This window comes from Vreelandella lutescens (assembly GCF_014640815.1).
Taxonomy (GTDB): domain Bacteria; phylum Pseudomonadota; class Gammaproteobacteria; order Pseudomonadales; family Halomonadaceae; genus Vreelandella; species Vreelandella lutescens.
In genome coordinates this window covers 223,075-239,807 of record NZ_BMHM01000001.1, presented here as the reverse complement: position 1 = coordinate 239,807, position 16,733 = coordinate 223,075, and the positions used below count along the sequence as shown (strand labels likewise).

Sequence of the window (16,733 nt, the reverse complement as noted above, 5' to 3'; positions counted from 1 at the left end):
CAAACCAAATGACTCTACCCCATTGATTCTTCGGCTTGCAAAGCAAAATTGGCGACATAGCCAACATTCGCGTGCCATCGTGTTTTGCTCCACCCAACTCTAGCTAAGCGCCACACAAACCACCTCCCCACCAAACCACTGCTGCTTAAGCCCCCGCTGCTTTTCCAGCAGCAGCGTCAGGTAGTCGCGCAATGGGTGTGCGGCTGGCAGCGAAGCAAGGTGCTTACGAAGCCTGCGCTGATAAGGAAACTGCTCGGCAGGCACGTGCAGCGACGTGGCGTTTTGGGTGAGCCATTCGATGTTGGGCAGGAGCAAGTGAGTGGCGTTACTATCCATTGCTTGGCTTACGCCTTTGGGATCGAAATCACCGACGTAGATATGTGGTCGATGGGTTTTGTACCAAGCCTCGGCCAGCAAGGAGAAACCACCGCCGTAATAGCTATCGCCAAGGTAGACGACCAGCGGGTTTGCGTAACCGCTTAGTGCGGGTAGTTCCGGCGAAAACTCATAGAAGCTGTCCAGGTTTTCGACCTGGATTAGAGCGCTGAACGCGCTTAGCTTTAACCCCAGCACATCCACATCGCGAATAGCGCGTGGTTCCTTGGCAAGCCCCGCTATTGGCTGTGGCGGAAAGCTGACAAGCACCCGCCGTGCTCGGGGACTTTCGCGGGTGGCTTTATCTTCCTCCACGCCCTCTTTCGCTTGTGCGCTGCTGGTCAGGCCGCTGAGTGAGCGGCCTAGTGGTGCTAGGCGAGCGCTTTCGAGTACGTCATTAATCTGCGCCAGCAAGGCGGCGTCAAAGCGCAGCGCTTTACTGTTGATTCGCGTGGCTAGGTCAATGTCGTGCTGGTGGCACCAGGCCACGACGTCGTCTACCCACTGGCGGCGGGGCTTCTCCACCGTGGGCTGGCGGAGAAGTTCGCGGGCGACGCCGTTTAGGCCATTGCGTGCACGGCTGGGTAGGTTCATACGGCCAGCTGCAGCTCTACATCGTGGATGAGGCGCAGGTGATTGAATTGGCTCGCCTGACTCTCCTGCTGTTTAAGCCGAAACGCCTTCTGGTCGCTGCGTGGCAGGCCTTGATACTCGGAAATCACCTGGAAGAGCCAGATCTCATCCGGCCATTCCAGTGGGCTTGCGTGCAGGTACTCAAGGGCGCTGACCGGCTCCGCCTGGGGCTGGTCGATCACGCTTAAATAGAAGTGTTCCACATCCTGCTTTAGCGCCTGCTGGCGGGCGGCGGCTAAGCTGCTTTCTTGGGCTTGGGCAGGGGCCGCCGCTTCAACGGTTTGCGTGGTGTGGCGCGGTTGGGGTAGCTGGTGCAGCAGATCGGCGAGCAACCGGCTATCCAGGTTGCGATCCAGCGCTGGGGCGGCTGCGGCACTTAGCGGTGCGGCTTGATTGACCAGCCCAGGCACCTCGCTACGCCGGGCGTAGTTGCCTGGCACAAAGCCTGGGTGTTCGCGCATAAAAGCGGCCATGCCGCTGATCAGGCGGCTACGCGCCTGCTGCTTGCGAAAGCGCGCCATTAGTTCGATCAAGCGCCGCTGTACTTCGCGCAGACTGGTGTAGTGGTGGCTTAACTGCTGCTGAAGCTGGCTGATCAACAGTTTGCGTAGGCCGCCGTCGCTACCTACCAGCTCTATCAGCTCGTCGAAGTCGATCAGCGCCAGGCCATCCAGCAGCCTCGCAATCTGCTTCTGGGCGCGGTCGTTTTCGCGGATCTTGTCGTTGAGCTGGCTGACGAAACCAAAATCGCTATTTAACCGCTGCCATAAGCTGTCGATGGCATCGGCGAAGCGCCCGTTCAGGTCGTCGACTTCCTGGCGCAGGCGCATCAACTGCTGTTCCAGCCGCCAGTGCTCGCCGCGGCTGCGCGCCTCCCGGTAGCTGTGCACCAGGGCACGAATCAGCTCCAGGGTTTCCGCTACGTCGGCATTTACATGGCGGCGGGTCTCGTCGGCGAGCATCTCGGCGATCAGTTCGCGCACCTTGGGCGCCAGCTTCACGCCGCTCTGCTCATCCGGTCGCCATAGGATGCGCGCCGCTAGCAGCTTGCGCAGCGCGCTGTCGCTGAGCGATTCCAGCGGCACTTCATCGCGGGTGTAGGCCTGCATCAGTACATCGGCGTGCCTGCCCAGCAGCGCCAGCCGTTCGCTGCCGGTTTTCAGCAGACGGCTTTCGAGTGCATGCTCACCGCCACTCACAGAAGGGCCTCCTGAGCGCCAGAGCCCTCCTCGCTACCCTCTTCGATAGGCAGGTTCTCTTCATCGCGAATAAAGCGCACCAGATCCACCAGGTAGTCGATCTTGCCGGTGACCACGAATACCTGTCGCTCTGAATGGGGCTGAAGCAGGTAGCCGTGCTCTTTCAAGCGTTTGAAGACCTGTTTTACCTGGGCATCGAGCTGGTCACTTTGCGAGCCAAAAAAGCTATCGGTGGCCAGGCGTTCCAGGCGTTCGCGCAGGCTTTGGTTGTCTTCGCACTTGGCGCTGAATTCTGCGGGTTTGAGCACGTCGCCGGGGGCAGCCAGGGTATCCCGGCCCAGCGCTTCTTGAACCAGCTGCAGCCACTCCAGCAGCGGCAGCAGGCTATTGAGCGTATCGCCCAGCTGGCGGGAGAGCTGATCCCGGGCGTTGTCATTGAGCTGACGCCAGGCTAGAAAGTAGACGCTGCCATCCTCATTGCTGGCCAGACGGCGGTTAAGCGGCCGCAGGTAGGTATCGATCTCCTCCCGGGTCTCTTCATTGGTGAGATGACGATAGCCGCTCTCATCGCTGATCGGGCAGACAAACTCCCCGGCCAGCAGGCGCTCTAGCAGTGGGCCATGTTCGATCATACCGTCACCTCCTGCTGACGTTCCTGGAGCCGTTCGGCCAGGCGGCTTAGCCGTGGCTCAATGCGTTTTAACACCCGCTTATTGGGGTGGGCCTCATCGCGATCGATCAGGTAGCGGTTGGCGAACAGCAGCAGCACATCGGACTCGGGGTTGGGAAACGCGCCGACGATATGAATGCGGTTGCTGTCGCAGGCGTCGAACAGTTTTTCGACGTTGTGGTACGCCAGGGTACCGATCTCATCGATGGGCCAGTGGATGGCGATTTCCGCATCGCCGCGCAGCAGGCGGGTAAAGGCGAGCAGGAACTTGCACAGAATCAAATACGCCATGCCGTGGCTGGAGGACTCCAGCAGCTGGCGGTCGTTCTTGATCACCAGATCGGTGCCGCCTTCGTTGAGATGTAGCTCCAGGCGCAGCAGGCTTTCAAAGCTGTACTGCTGGTCGCTGCGCAGCAAATCGACCACGTCCGCCAGGGCGTTGAGGTAGTCGTCGCTGGGTAGCGTCTGGCCGGATTCCCGCCACTCTTTATAGCGCTGGGCGAACAGTTTTAGCGGCTCCCAAAAGCCCAGCTCATCGATGGTGGACTGGATACGCACTTCGGCCTTGGTGATGCCTTCCAGGCGCAGGTCATCGGCGACTTCTTCGGAAAGCCGACGGCTTTGGGCGCTGATGCGCCGGTTCAAGTCGCGGAACACGGTGAAGAACTTATCCAGGTCGTCGCTTAGGTTGCGCCCTTCCTGAATCAGCTGCTGCTGTTGATCTTCGAGCAGTTTGAGCATGTCGCGCAGTAGCGGCAACTGTAGGCGCGGGTTGTCGCTCTGCAGCTTGCTGCGCTCGCTCTCCAGCGCTTCGGCGAAGCCGCTGCTGGCGTCCTTGATCAGTTGGCTTTCGACCTCCAGGCAACCACGGCGCAGTTGCTCGATTTGCTGGTGGCGATTGCCCAGCGCTTGGCGAGCGCGCTCAATGCGCTCGTCCACATCGCCCAGTGGCGTGCCGGGCGCTTGGCTGTCGGGTTCAATGGCCAAGCTTTCCAGCTGGGTAAGTAGCGGCTTCAAGGCTTCCAGGCAGGCGTATTCACTCTCCCGCTGGGTTTTCAGCGTGCTGATCGTGCTTTGGTGGGTTTTGCGGGCGGCCTGGAAGTCATTTTTCAGGTGCTCTTTATCCCGCTGCAGCTTTTGCTCCGCCTGCTCCAGCTCTGCCTCCTGGGCGACCAGCTGCGGCTTATGCTGCCCCCACTCGACGCGCATAAAGCGGGTGTATTCGGTGAGTTCATCCTGGCGGGCGGCGGTGACGCGGATGCGTTCATCCTGGCTTGCCAGCCGCTCTTTAGTATCTTTTAGCTTGGCGGGGTCGACGCCCTGCTCGGCCAGCTCCTGGCTAAAGGCCTCTTCCAGTTCCGCGCGCTGGCGCTGGTGCTCAGTGTTAGCGTCGGTAAGCTGCTGCTTATACTGGCGCAGCTGGGCATCCAGGCTATCCACCTGGCTCTGGCCGTCGGCTTTTAGCTCCAATAGCTGACTTTGATGGGTCTCGCTAAGGGCGGCGAGCGCCTGCTGCTTCTCTTCGCGCAACTCCTTTTGCGCCTGCTCCTGGCTGGCTAACGCGGTTTGATGCGCGGCGCGCCGCTCCTGCTGGCGCTTGGTGTGGCGCTCCTGCTGCTGGCGGCGGGCCTCTATCGCAAACTCGACTTCCTGCTCGGCGCGCTTGTGGGCCATACGGCCCTGATCCTGCGCTTCATCGGCTTGCTGCACCCGCTCGTTATGCTGCTTGAGCGCTTTCTCGGCGGCCTGGCTCTCGGTTTGCACCCGGCGTTTGGCACTATCGGCTTCTTCGATAGCGGCCAGCAGGCTGGCTTCATCCTGGGCGTAATCCGGCAGGGCAATGGCGGAAAGATCTAGCGCCAGCCCGAACAGGTCATCGCTGGCGCCTTCTGCCAGCTGTGGAGCGAGATCACGCCGCTCCAGCAGCTCCGGGGCAATCACCTTGCCTAGCTGCTGCTCCCAGCCGGGGCGGTGATAGCGCAGGAAATGGCGCAGGCTGCCCTGCTCCGGGTCGCGCTGCTGATAGAGCGCATAGCAACGCTGCTCGGCGCGCTCCAACTGCTGGCGAAGTTGCACCAGCTGCTGTTCGGCACTGTCGCGTTCCCGTTTGCGGGTTTCAAACTCCCGGCGCAGGCCATCAAGAGTAGCGGCCGATGCATTGCGCTCCTGCTGGGCCTGATCCAAACGCGCCTGGGCAAGTTCCGCTTCGGAAGCCTCTTCAGCGGTCTGGGTCGAGAGCGAGAGCTGCGCTTTCAGTTCGGCTAGCTGCTCGACGCCGAGTTCCAGCTGCGCCTGATACTCGCCCTCCAGGCGTTGGCGCTCCTGCTGGTAGCGTTCGTTGAGCTGCTGTTCGGACTCCCACTGCTGCTCCCGGCGCAGGGCTTTCTCTTCGACCAGGGCGTCGATCAGTTCCTGGGATTCACGGGTCTGGCGGGCCAGTGCTTCGGAAAGCTCGCGCAGCCGACCGTCCAGGCGCGCCTGGCTCTCTTTTACCGCGTCCTGCATCACGTTCAGATGGGTGCGCAGCTGGTCGCGCTGCTCTCGCCACTGGGGCAGCGCGTTGATATCCCGCTCCAGGGCGGGCATATCCGCATCAGCGAAGTGCTCGTACTGGGTTTGTAGGTCATTCAGGCGGCGCTGGGTCTGCTGCAAATCGCTGACCACTTCGCTGTGGCGGTCGTTCAGCTTATCCCGTGCTTCAGCATAGTCGCTCTCCCGCTGCTGGAATTCGCGCTGATGTCGGGCAAGCTCGGCATCCAAATCGGCCATGCGGCGCTCTGCCTGCTGGCGGTCGTCTTCCAACTGGGGCTTAAGTTGCCACAGCGTGGCATCCAAGTCGGCGAGTTCGCGGTCGATACCGGCGAGCCGGGCAAGCGAGGCCTGCAGCGGTTCCAGGCGCATGGATTGGCGCATCTGGGCAATCCACTCCCGCGCCTTGGTGTTGCGAATCCGGGTCACCGGCAGTTCAACGCCATCCTCTTCGAAAATCGCCGCCAGCATGGTTTTGAGGGTGTCCATCTTGCCCTCTTTGGCATGCACCGCCGAGACCAGCTTTTCGATATGGCGGATGCGCCGCTCGGGCTTCACCAAGCTGAACTGGGCTGCGATCTGGCGCAGTTTAAGGCCGTCGCGGCTGTTGCCGTGCAGTTGGGTAAAGTCGTTTTGGATCACCGAGCGGAATTCAGAGGTCGCGCCCAGCTTGGGCGACACCGGCGTGCCGCTGCGCCGCAGGCCGCTGGCCCACTGGGTGTAATCCAGCGCCGCCACGCCCGCATCGCTCTCCACCAGATAGTCTTCCGGCTGGTAGGGCGCGCCGACAAAGCGGTACTCCACCCCGCCCTCGGCCTTGCGGGTCAGCACCGCCTGGCAGATGTTGCCCGCTTCGCGGCGGTACTCGTACACCAGGTAGCTGTTGCGGTGGGGCAGGTAAAACGCATCAAACTTCATCCGCGTTTTGGGCACGACCTTGTTGGGTAATTCGCCGTAAAACACCGGCACCAGCCGCTGTAGCGTGGTTTTACCGGAGGCGTTGGTGCCGCAAATATTGGTGTGGCCGTCCACACTGAGTTCGACCACCCCGTTTAAGTGGCCGTGAATCATCACGATTCGCAATAAGTGAGCCATGCCGTATCCTTGGACTGGTGTTGGTATTGCCGTTAATGCTTTCATTACTGTGTTAGGCGACAGTTTACGCTATCTGATTTGGAGACGTTATGCCCCGCTACCCCGAGCATCTCACAGGCGAAGGCCCCGTAAACCCTTTTCCGGGGATCAAAGTGCTAGAGCGTAAACTGGGCCGGGAGCTTCCGCACCGGCTGGGCTCTAACGAGGGGCTGGATATGCCCCACCGCGCTCTGCGGGAGCACTTTGGCGATGCGGTGGCGCAGCACGTTTACTGCTATGGCGATGCCGAAGCGCTGGGGGTGCGCCAGCGCTTGAGTGCGCAGCAGAACATCACCCTGGAGCACCTGCTGGTGGATGCCGGTGCCGATAGCCTGATTGCCCTGGCGCTGCGCACCACCTGCACGGCGGGCGATGCGGTGGTGAGCACGGCGGGCACCTACCCTACCTTCGGTTACTTTGCGTTAGGCCAGGGCTGCCGCTTGGTTGAGCCAAGTTACCATGAAGCCCCCGGCGTACTCGCCCCGGATTTAGAAGCGCTGGCGGCGGCGGCTCATCAAGAAGATGCGCGGTTGGTGTACTTAGCGAACCCCGATAACCCCAGCGGCCACCTGCATAGCGATAGCGCGATTCTCAAGCTGCGCGAGGCGCTGCCGGAGGCGTGCTGGCTGCTGCTGGATGAGGCCTACGGCGATTTTCGTGACGACGCGGGCAGCGAGTTTCTCGGCAAAGCGCTGCCGGGGGTGATTCGCCTGCGTACGCTCTCCAAAGCCCACGGCCTTGCCGGGATGCGGATTGGCTACGCGATTGCCGAGGCTGACGTGCTGGCGATGATGATGAAAGTGCGTATTCACTACGCGGTGTCGTCGTTCACCCAGGCCGCGGCTGAAGTCGTGCTCGATCACCCTGAGGAAGTACAGCAGCACATTGAAGCGGTAAAAGCCCGCCGCGAACAGCTGGCGCTGCACTTTATCGGCTTGGGTGCCGACGTGCTCCCCAGCGCGACTAACTTCATCGGCATTCGGCTCTCCAGCGCGGAATTGGCAGCGGCGGTTCATCAGGAGCTGCTGGCTGAGGGCGTATTGGTAGCCCGCCTCGCCCACCCTGAACTGGCCAACGTGATTCGTATTACGGCGGTGGAAGCAGCGCTGGAACCCGGCAGATTGGCCGCGCTGGAGAAGGCGATTCAGCAGCACGGCTAGCGATGCTTGCCCCGGGGCTATTTCCAGGGCTATTTCAAGGGCTATTCCAAGCCTATTACAAGGTTATGCCGGGGTTAACCAGTGCTGGTAAGCCTCTAGCTCACCGCGCACCGCTTTGCGGTAGAGATGCTGCAGCTGAGCCGTCACGCTATTAGCCGCAATCGGCTCGCTGGGTGGCGGTGCCCCGGCGCGAGTGCCAATTCTGCGCCCATCCAGCTCCCTCAGCGGCAGAATTTCGGCGGCGGTGCCGGTTAAAAAGGCTTCATCGGCGGTGTAGAGCTCATCACGGGTAATGCGCCGCTCTTTCACCTCAATGCCTAGCACATCGCGGGCCAGTTGAATGACGCTATCGCGAGTGATGCCCTGCAGGCAGGAGGTCACTTCCGGGGTGTGTAGCACGCCGTCGCGCAGTAAAAAGATGTTCGCCGCCGAGGCCTCGGCCACATAGCCCTCTGGGTCGAGCATGATGGTTTCATCAAAACCGGCTTTTACCGCCGTGTTAAGCGCCAGCATCGAATTCACGTAGTGGCCGCTGGTTTTAGCGCGGCAAAGGCTAATATTGACGTGGTGGCGCGCCCAGGAAGAGGTTAGAGCGCGCAGGCCATGGGACGCCGCGTGAGGGGAAATGTAGGGCCCTAAATCCCAGGCAGCAATCATCACATGGGTAGTCAGCCCTTGGGCACGCAGCCCTAGGCCTTCCGCGCCTAGAAAAACGGTGGGCTTTAAATAAGCGCTGCTTAACTCGTTCTTAGTCAGGCTTTCGCGCTGGGCATCAATCAGTTCGGCTTCGCTAAACGGCAGCGGGATATCCAGCGCGTGGGCGCTTTCCACTAGCCTGCGCATATGCTCCGCCACCCGAAACAGCTGCGGGCCTTGCGCCCCGGCATAAGCACGCACACCTTCAAAACAGCCCATGCCGTAGTGCAGCGTATGGGTGAACACATGGACTTTGGCGTCCCGCCAGGCGAGCCATTGGCCATCCTGCCAAATCCAGCCGTCACGATCATAAAGCGGTGTCATCGGGTTGTTTGCTCCCACTGTTGGTGCCAGCCATCGATTAATGCCTGCTGGTGGGGCTGCAGCGCTTGATAGCCCCAGGCGGCAATTTCGTCGTTTTGCGGATCGAATACAGCAGTGTTGCTGCCCGCAAGGGTTTGGATGACCGCATGGCCGCAGAGCGGCACATAGCCTTCGGAGTAGCCGCCTTCATGCACCACCACCAGCTTGCCGTTGCAGCAGCGCTCTGCCACGGCCTTAACTTGGGCGGTCATGGTGGCGAAGGCTTGGCTGTTAAGCAGCATCTTGCCTAGCGGGTCTTTGGCGCAGGCATCATAGCCACAGGCCACCACGATCAGGTCGGGCTTGAACGCTTCCAGCGCGGGCAGCACCACTGTTTCCATGGCATACGCGTAGGCTCCCAGGCCACAACCTGGGGGCAGCGGCAGGTTAAGGTTAGCGCCTACCCCGGCCCCTTCGCCCTGCTCGTCAAAACCACCGGTTTCCAGCGGGTAGTTGGCCGCTTGGTGTATGGAAATGGTGAAGACATCGGGGTCGTGATAGAACGCCGCCTGCTGGCCGTTGCCGTGGTGAACGTCCCAATCGAGTATCGCCACGCGTTTGGCTTGGCCTAACGCGCGGGCACGCATCACCGCGACAGGAATATTGCCTAACAGGCAGAACCCTCGGCCCTGGTCGGCTTCGGCATGGTGGCCCGGCGGGCGGCATAGCGCATAGGCGTTATCCACGTCGCCCAGTGCCACGGCCTCCACAGCGGCGATGGCTAGCCCCGCTGAGTGAGTCGCCGCCGCCCAGCTGCCGGGCATGTATGGTGCGCAGTCGCCGCCATTGCCGCCCCGTGCTTTATCCCCTGCTTGCAGTTCATCCAAATAACGCAGGGTATGAAAACGCAGCAGGTCTTCCAGCGTAGCGGCGGGCGGTTTCACTACGTGAAGCTCGTCAATCAGCCCACTCACTTCCAGAATGTTTTTCAACCGCCGCTTGCTCTCTGGGCTTTCGGAGGCGGCTTGGGGCTGCAAGAACTCGCCGGGCGCGGAAAACACGCCAATGGCCCCTTGGTCGTGCCAAAAGCAGCGTTCGTGCCAGTAAAAGCCGGTGCTGCTCATGCGCTAAACCCCTGCATAAAGGCCGCTAGGTTGGCGCTTAAATGCTCGGTGGGGTAGCCACCTTCCTGCACAATCACCATGGGTAGCGAGAGCGCTGCCAAGCGTTTGCCTACCTCGATAAACGCCTCGGTTTCCACATTAAGGCCCGCTAGCGGGTCCTCTTTATGGGCGTCTAGTCCGAGTGCCACCACTACCGCATCCGGCTCAAAGCGCTGCAGATGGTCGATCAGGATCACCAGCGCATCTAAATAGACCTCGCCATCGCTGCCCACCGGTAGGGGGAGATTCACGTTGGCCCCCACGCCTTCGTCGCTGCCCTCTTCATCGGCACCGCCCCAGAAAAACGGGTAAAAATCGCTGGGATCGGCGTGTAGCGAACCGGTCCATACATCGCCCCTGGCGTAGAAAATATCCTGGGTGCCGTTACCGTGGTGCAGGTCTACATCGATAATCGCCACCTTGGCAAAGCGTTCACGCAGCACGGTAGCGGCCAGCGCCGAATTATTCAGCAAGCAAAAGCCGCCAGCGCGTTCTGGCCCGGCGTGGTGGCCCGGCGGGCGGCACAGCGCATAGGTAACCGCTTCTCCGTCTAACACCGCTTCTGCTGCCGCCTCTGCGGTGGCGGCCGAGGCCAGCGCGCCTTGAAAACTGGTCGCACTCAGTGGGCAGGCCATATCATGCAGGTGCCAGCCCGCCTGCCCAACCGGGTGACTGGGGTAGTGGTGGCCGCCGCCGCAAGGGTGAATATTGGGCGCGACGAACTCAGATGCATTGGGTAGCGTTTGCCAGCGGGCGTAGATCGTTTCCAGAAATTTCAAATAGCGCGGCGTATGAATCTGCTCCAGGCGCTTACGCAGTTTGGGGGAGTCTGACTCCACTGGCGCAGTGAGCACTAAGCCAGCCTTCGCTAACCCCTGCGTTAGCAGCTCGGCACGCACCGGGCCTTCTGGTGAGGGCGCAGGCTGGCCGCGTAGCAGAAACGTGGGGGGCGCATGCAACGCTTGGCCAGGGTGGTAAAAACACTTCATGAGTCGCAGTCCTTAGCTAGTCACAGCAGTGACGGTATCCAGGTGGAGAGCGCCGGGAAGGCCGCCAGCAGCACAATCACCACCAAGAACGAGACGTAAAACGGCAGCGACGCCACGATGGCCCGTTCATAGGGCACCTCGGCTATTCGCGCGGCGGTCATTAGCGTCATCCCCACCGGCGGTGTGACGTTAGAGATATTGAGCACCACAATCATCAGAATAGCGAAGTGAAGCGGATCAAAGCCAAGCTGAATCATGGCGGGCACCAGCACTGGCGCGATAACCACCAGCGCGGGCAGTACGTCCATCACCGTTCCCACCACTAGCAACAGCAGGCAGACCAGCATTAGCTGCACAAAGGCCGCGTCGCTAAAGGTGGTGATGATGCTGGCCGCATCACGGGCGATACCTGAACGGGTGACAAACCAGCCCAGCACCGCCGAGGTGGCTAGCAGGAAAAACACCACCCCAGAAAAGCGCACGGTAGTGACTAACGCCTCCCATATTTTTCGCCACGTCAGGTTCCGGTAGAACACCACGCCGATCACGATAGCGTACACCGCAGCAAACCCCGACGCTTCGGTGATGGTGGTTAAGCCTGAGAGAATACCGCCCAAAATAATCAACGGCACCACCATGGCGGGCAGCGCCAGCACAAACGACATGATCGCCATCTTAAACGGTGTGGGTGCCTGTTTTGGGTAGTTACGCTTCCAGGCTAAAAAGAAGCTAACGCCTAGCAGCGCCAAGGCCATCAGCAGGCCAGGAATAATGCCACCGGCGAACAGATCGATGACCGAAATATCCCGCAGCAAGGTGGCGTAGACCACCATCACCACGCTGGGGGGAATAATCGGCCCAATGATCGAAGAGCACGCGGTGACTGCGGCTGCGTATTCGGCATCGTAGCCCTGCTTTTTCATCTCGGGAATCATGATCTTGCCGATGGCCACAGTATCGGTGACCGCCGCCCCGGTGAGGCCCGCAAAAAACACCGAGACCGAGATATTCACATGGGAGAGTGACCCGCGAACCCGGCCGAACAGCGCATTGTTGAAGGCGATCAGCTTGTGGGTAAGCCCGCCCTGGTTCATCAGCTCAGCGGTGAAAATAAAGTAGGGCACGGCGATCAGCAGAAAGCCCGAAACGCCGGAGAACATGCGGTCGGCGATGATGCCGAGCATGCGCTCTCCCCCGATGGCAAAGCCACCCGCCAACCCCGACATGGCCATCACCACCGCCACCGGCGCGCCGATAAACAGCAGCAGCACGAATACGATAATCGCAGGCGTCATGAGCGGTGCTCCCCGTCAGCAGTCTCTATGAGTTCATCAATCACATCGCTCTCATCCAGAAAATGCTCCAGCAGCGCAAAGCCGTGCACTAGGTGCAGCAGCATAATCACGCCGCTTATCGGCACTACAATGGCAGTGAACTTGCTAGGGATACGGATTTGGTCGGAGACCATGTAGACCTGGGTGGCGCTGGTAAAGTAGCCCCAGCCGTACCACGTCAGCATCAGCGCAAACAGGCCAATGACCGCCAAACAGAGCCCGGCAGCCACTTGCACCATCACGCGGGGCAAACTGCGAACCAGTAGGGTCATGGCGACATGCTCGCCGTAGCGCAGCGAAATCGTCATGGAGAGAAAACCAATCCAGGGCAAAAACAGCCGCGCCAGCGAGTAGGTCCAGCTCAGCGTGCTACCCGTGATTAGCTTGTACAAAAATGCGGTAAAGGAGATGCCCAGCATCGCCAGAATACAGCCCACACACACCACGATAGCGACCTGATTGACCAGATCGCTTAAGCGGCGTAAAGGAGTTAAAACGCCCATGGCTATTCCTCACGCTGGGGTGCATGGCCCCAGCGTTGATCACCGTTATTGTCCGTAAATCCGCAGGTCGTCTTCCGCTAGCTGCTGGCCCACGCGCTCCACTTCATCCAGCAGGCCCTGCACGCGCGCCTCGTCCATCCCGAAGTCATTGACGATCCACTCCTGCCAAGCGGGGCGAGCCACTTCGGCCATGCGCTCGCGTTCGGCATCGGGCATCAGGTAGCAGGCTTCAAAGCGTTCGCAGGACTCGACCCAGCTTGCGGTGGCTAACGCGCCCGACATGCCATGGCTGAGCTGAATGGCCTCCCGCGCCGAGCTAATCACCGCCTGCTGATGAGTTTCCGGCAGCGATTGATACCAGGACTCGCTCACCACCCAAGGCGCGCTGTTATACACATGCCCGGTGAGGGTGGTGTAGTCGGTGACCGCATCGAAGTTGAAGGTGGTGTTGAGCACCGGCGCGTTGAACTGGCCATCGGCTAAGCCGGTTTCCAGCGCGGTGATCAGCTCGCCCCAGGGCAGCGGCGTTGCGGAGGCCCCTAACGAGCGCATGATGGCGACGTGGGCCGGGTTCTCTTCGGTGCGAATATTGAGCCCTTCCAGGTCCTCCAGGGTTTCGATCAAACGGACGTTATTGGTGAAGGCTACAAAGCCGCCGCCGTCATCGAAGGTACCTAGATAGCGCATACTCGCGGCATCCACGGTGCCCGACATAAAGTCGGCAAACCACTCGCTATCGAAGAACGTCCAGGCCTGCCGCCAGCTGGTAAATAGGAACGGCGCGGTCACCGCTTGGTAGTCGCCATAGAACGACGACATGGCCCCGGCGGACATAATGGTGGACTGCAGCGTACGGCCGCCCTGCACTTCCGAGCCATTCTCTACTTCAGAGCCGAGCTGGCCGCCGCCGAAGATAGTGACTTCAAGATCCCCGTCGGTACGGGCTTCGACGAGATTTTTAAAATGCACCAGCGCCGGATAGATTTCGTTATTGCTCATATCCTCCGGGAGCTGGGTGGCGATCACCATTTCATAGGATTGGGCTTGGGCCGTGGCGCTAGCCACTGCCAGCGGAAGTGCCGCAAGGGCAGTGAAGAGCAAAGAGCGATTAGCGTTCATAACACACCTCGTTTTGGTTATTCATGGTCTTCGTTATGACTGGCGTTGCAGTGCTGCGGGCGTGGTGGCTTTTATTGTTGTTGTACGGCCAGGCCTGCAGCGGAGTTTATTAGTGATGCTTGGGCAGTGACTCCCATAGTTCAATCGCGGCAGCAAGATCCTCCAGGGAGGCCCCTACCGATTTAAACAGCGTGATGGCGTCTTTATCCGAGCGCCCTGGCTTGGCCCCTGTGAGCACCTCAGCCAGCTCCGCACGGATATCGTCAAACTGAAAAGCGCCCTCCTCAATGGCCTGCAGAATGTCCCCCGCCTCGCCTTTTGCGCCCGCGTAGGTATCCACAAACACCTGTGCTCGGTGTAAACACGCCGCGTCGGTTTCCCGCATCTGCGGCCGAAACGCGCCAATTAGGTCAACGTGGGTTCCGGGCGTTAGCCACTCCCCTTTGATGATGGGCTGGGTGGAGAGCGTCACGCAGCTGACGATATCGGCTTCCGCCACCGCAGTGGGTAATGCCTCTACCACCTGGGTATCGAACCTGCCCGCGTACTCTTCGGCAATGGCGGCGGCCTTGCGGGGGTGTCGCCCCCAGATCAGCACCCGCTTGATGGGGCGCACGCTGGCGTGGGCTTCAATCACCATAGGCGCCAGCTTACCGGTGCCCACTACTAGCAGCGTTTCAGCATCATCATTGGCTAACGCCTGGGCGGCCAGCGCGGAGGCGGCGGCGGTGCGGCGGCGGGTTAATTCGCTGCCATCGATACAGGCCAACGGCTGGCCGTGCTTGCCTTCGCTGAGCAGGTAAAGCCCGGAAATCGCTGGAATGCCGTGCTCTGCGTTTTGCGGAAACACGTTGACCATTTTCACACCGATATAGCCAGCGGCTTCCCAGGCAGGCATCAGCAGCATGGTGGCTTCGCCGTCGGGCCGGTGCATGGCGTGATGGTGGCGCGGTGGCGACTCCACCCCGTTCACAAAGGTGTGCCGTAAACGGTCGATGACGCCCTGCCAAGTAAGGTACTGCGCGACTTCCGCTGCCGAGACGACCTGCATATCAAGCCTCCGGCAGCGCAGCGATGACCATGATTTCCACCTTCCACTCAGGCTTGGCCAGCTTAGCTTCCACAGCGGCACGTACCGGCGGACGGCCAGGCACTACCCAGGCGTCCCAGGCTTGGTTCATTTGGTCGAACTCCGCCATGCTGGTGACCCAAATTTGTGCCGACACCAAATGTTCTTTAGAGGTCCCCGCCTGGGCCAGCAATTGATCGATTCGGGCCAGCACCTGCTCCGTTTGCCCACGCATATCGGCGGTAGAATCTGTGGGCACTTGGCCTGCGAGATACACTGTGCCGTTATGAATGGCCACTTGGCTCATGCGGATATTGCTGTCTTGATAGGTCACGCCCATGGGGTCTCTCCAAGGAAAATGGGGTTCCTCTTGAGACTACGACGATGCAACAGCGTGTGCTTGCCCGAAACTCTGGCAAATTTGCCCGTAAGTCAGGCAGACAGAGAGTTCAGCGGTCAGAGGAGGGGGAAATCTCGAAGTAGCGCCGATAGGCGCGTGAGAAGCTGCCCTGGTCGCGAAAGCCAACCAGCATGGCAATATGGCCAAGACTCAAAGTGCTATGCCGCACCAGCGTACGCGCATGCTCTAACCGCCTACGCTGTACATAGGCCAGCGGCGTCACCCCGGTGAGCTCACGAAAGCAGCTATGAAAATGCCCAGGGCTTAACGCACACAGTGCCGCTAGCTGCTCAACGCGCACTTCATCTGCCAAATGTTGGTCTAGCCAGGCATCCAACCGCTCTAGATCGAGCCGCTCGCTGATACAGCGCACCCCGAGCTGGTCGGCCGTCTGTTTTGGCGCATCGTTTAGGTACATATAGAGCGCCCGCAGTAGCAGCACGGCGATTTCATTTTGCAGTGCCGGGCACTGATCAAGCTGATGCGCAAGCGCATGGGTGAGCTGATTTAAAGCGGGCGGCACGGTAAAAAAGCGCGGCTTATCGAATAAGCGCTCAATCTCACTGCCCTTTTCCAGCGTGGCTAAATGCTGCACAGGGATATCCAGCACCAGCGTTCGATTGCTGCCATCGCCTTGGTACTCGTGATGGCGCGATGAGGGGATCAAACAGCCTCGGCGAGCGGTGACCCGCTCCCCCTGGCCTTCCATGGCAAGTTCGGTAACGCCACACGTCGCCAGGATTAGCTGGTGAAAATCGTGGGAGTGCGCCACCTGCTCTGGGGCCAAATTGCGGCTATGCAGCTCAAACTGGGCCATGAACTTACCATTGGGTTGGTTCTCAACAAGGGCCTTTACTATACGGCGATGCCCTATTGAAAAGCGAGGGTGCGTTAACGTTGCATTAACGCACCCCGCAACAGCCAATCACCGCTTAGGCGTCAGGCAGTGCGGCAATCACCATAATTTCCACTTTCCACTCAGGCTTGGCCAGCTTAGCTTCCAGAGCTGCGCGTACCGGCGGACGACCCGGCACCACCCAGGCTTCCCACACTTCGTTCATTTCCGCAAACTCGGCCATGTCGGTCACCCACACCTGAGCAGAGATCAGGTGCTCTTTAGAGGTGCCCGCCTGCGCCAGCAGCTCATCAATACGCGCCAACACCTGCTCGGTTTGGCCACGCATACCCACCGTGGCATCGGCTGGCACTTGGCCCGCGAGGTAGACCGTTCCGTTATGAACAGCCACTTGGCTCATACGCGCATTGCTTTCGTGATAGGTCACGCCCATGGGGTTATCTCCAGCGAAGATGTGTATGTTATTGAGTTGATGTGCACTTAAGCACCGCATTTATACGATGCTTGGCGGGAATCAACAATAGACATGGCGCGGCTGGGTGTTATTAGGGCGGGAAGAACAGCAAAAACCCCCAGCAGCCTTGCGGCTGCTGGGGGTTTG

At 60.3% G+C, this 16,733-nt stretch carries 15 protein-coding genes; 1 reads left to right on the top strand and 14 read right to left on the bottom strand.

Annotated elements, in window-relative coordinates:
• Positions 1–99 precede the first annotated feature (99 nt).
• From IEW65_RS01145 to IEW65_RS01130, 4 genes are read right to left on the bottom strand one after another with little or no spacing between them, the layout of a single operon-like run.
• Positions 100–969 (bottom strand): DUF7281 domain-containing protein, encoded by an 870-nt coding sequence (locus tag IEW65_RS01145; RefSeq protein WP_188637683.1) that lies wholly within the window; start codon positions 967–969, stop codon positions 100–102.
• Positions 966–2,207, bottom strand: a complete 1,242-nt coding sequence (locus IEW65_RS01140; RefSeq protein WP_188637682.1) for a hypothetical protein — start codon at positions 2,205–2,207, stop codon at positions 966–968. Before IEW65_RS01140 ends, IEW65_RS01145 begins: the two co-directional genes overlap by 4 nt.
• Positions 2,204–2,839, bottom strand: a complete 636-nt coding sequence (locus tag IEW65_RS01135) for a condensin complex protein MksE (protein ID WP_179917264.1) — start codon at positions 2,837–2,839, stop codon at positions 2,204–2,206. Before IEW65_RS01135 ends, IEW65_RS01140 begins: the two co-directional genes overlap by 4 nt.
• Positions 2,836–6,501, bottom strand: a complete 3,666-nt coding sequence (locus IEW65_RS01130) for an ATP-binding protein (RefSeq protein WP_188637681.1) — start codon at positions 6,499–6,501, stop codon at positions 2,836–2,838. The genes IEW65_RS01135 and IEW65_RS01130 overlap by 4 nt, the downstream gene beginning before the upstream one ends.
• Positions 6,502–6,590: 89 nt before the next feature.
• On the opposite strand from IEW65_RS01130, the gene IEW65_RS01125 reads away from it, so the two are divergent.
• Positions 6,591–7,700 carry a pyridoxal phosphate-dependent aminotransferase gene (locus IEW65_RS01125; RefSeq protein WP_188637680.1) on the top strand — a complete coding sequence of 370 codons (1,110 nt, stop codon included), beginning with the start codon at positions 6,591–6,593 and terminating at the stop codon, positions 7,698–7,700.
• A gap of 63 nt (positions 7,701–7,763) precedes the next feature.
• On the opposite strand, the gene IEW65_RS01120 is transcribed toward IEW65_RS01125, so the two are convergent.
• The 10 genes from IEW65_RS01120 to IEW65_RS01075 all read right to left on the bottom strand — a co-directional run bounded on the left by IEW65_RS01120 (position 7,764) and on the right by IEW65_RS01075 (position 16,565).
• Positions 7,764–8,720, bottom strand: coding sequence for a branched-chain amino acid transaminase (locus IEW65_RS01120; protein ID WP_188637679.1), 957 nt, complete (start codon positions 8,718–8,720; stop codon positions 7,764–7,766).
• Complete coding sequence (locus IEW65_RS01115; protein ID WP_188637678.1) at positions 8,717–9,823, bottom strand: class II histone deacetylase; 1,107 nt, start codon at positions 9,821–9,823, stop codon at positions 8,717–8,719. Before IEW65_RS01115 ends, IEW65_RS01120 begins: the two co-directional genes overlap by 4 nt.
• On the bottom strand, positions 9,820–10,851 hold the full coding sequence (locus IEW65_RS01110; RefSeq protein WP_188637677.1) for a histone deacetylase family protein: 1,032 nt from the start codon (positions 10,849–10,851) through the stop codon (positions 9,820–9,822). Before IEW65_RS01110 ends, IEW65_RS01115 begins: the two co-directional genes overlap by 4 nt.
• Before the next feature lie 20 nt (positions 10,852–10,871).
• A complete protein-coding gene (locus IEW65_RS01105) occupies positions 10,872–12,146 on the bottom strand; it encodes a TRAP transporter large permease (protein ID WP_188637676.1) in 1,275 nt (424 codons plus the stop codon).
• A complete protein-coding gene (locus tag IEW65_RS01100; protein WP_188637675.1) occupies positions 12,143–12,688 on the bottom strand; it encodes a TRAP transporter small permease in 546 nt (181 codons plus the stop codon). The genes IEW65_RS01105 and IEW65_RS01100 overlap by 4 nt, the downstream gene beginning before the upstream one ends.
• A gap of 45 nt (positions 12,689–12,733) precedes the next feature.
• Complete coding sequence (dctP, locus tag IEW65_RS01095; RefSeq protein ID WP_188637674.1) at positions 12,734–13,807, bottom strand: TRAP transporter substrate-binding protein DctP; 1,074 nt, start codon at positions 13,805–13,807, stop codon at positions 12,734–12,736.
• Between the two features lie 109 nt (positions 13,808–13,916).
• The gene (lhpI, locus tag IEW65_RS01090) at positions 13,917–14,858 is read right to left on the bottom strand and encodes a bifunctional Delta(1)-pyrroline-2-carboxylate/Delta(1)-piperideine-2-carboxylate reductase (RefSeq protein WP_188637673.1); all 942 of its coding nucleotides are present in this window, start codon (positions 14,856–14,858) and stop codon (positions 13,917–13,919) included.
• A 1-nt stretch (position 14,859) separates the two neighbouring features.
• Positions 14,860–15,216, bottom strand: coding sequence for a RidA family protein (locus IEW65_RS01085; protein ID WP_188637672.1), 357 nt, complete (start codon positions 15,214–15,216; stop codon positions 14,860–14,862).
• A gap of 109 nt (positions 15,217–15,325) precedes the next feature.
• Entirely contained in the window at positions 15,326–16,093 is a 768-nt protein-coding gene (locus IEW65_RS01080; RefSeq protein ID WP_188637671.1) for a helix-turn-helix transcriptional regulator, read from the bottom strand.
• A 115-nt stretch (positions 16,094–16,208) separates the two neighbouring features.
• Positions 16,209–16,565, bottom strand: a complete 357-nt coding sequence (locus tag IEW65_RS01075) for a RidA family protein (protein WP_054641705.1) — start codon at positions 16,563–16,565, stop codon at positions 16,209–16,211.
• Between the last annotated feature and the right edge of the window lie 168 nt (positions 16,566–16,733).